Source organism: Neotamlana laminarinivorans (assembly GCF_020523925.1).
GTDB classification, from domain to species: Bacteria; Bacteroidota; Bacteroidia; order Flavobacteriales; family Flavobacteriaceae; genus Neotamlana; species Neotamlana laminarinivorans.
On sequence record NZ_JAJAPW010000043.1, the window covers coordinates 1 to 369 of the forward strand.

1 protein-coding gene is annotated in these 369 nt (G+C 41.7%); it reads left to right on the forward strand.

Annotated elements, in window-relative coordinates; all coding sequences use genetic code 11:
- Window positions 1-369, forward strand: a 369-nt coding sequence (locus tag LG649_RS15960; protein WP_226544813.1) for an NAD(P)/FAD-dependent oxidoreductase, incomplete at both ends; no start/stop codon positions are given.

The window sequence follows — 369 nt, forward strand, 5'->3', positions numbered from 1 at the left end:
AGGATTAATGTAGAGCGCCAAACTAATATAACCATACCGGCAATACTGTGCGAAGCAAAAGTAGCCGTAACACCTATGGACGGTTATACACGTTTTGCAGGTACCATGGAATTAGCGGGCATTAATCACAACATAAATTCCAAACGTGTTGAGGCCATTGCACAGGCTGCAAAACGCTATTACAATGGTTTGGAAATTACAGAAAAGGAAAAAGCTACAGCGAAATGTGGTTTGCGACCATGTTCGCCCGACGGTTTACCTTATATAGGAAAATCATCAAAATGCAAAAATTTAACCATTGCAACAGGCCATGCAATGATGGGTTGGAGCTTGGGTCCAGCAACAGGGAAATTGGTTTCAGAAATAGTT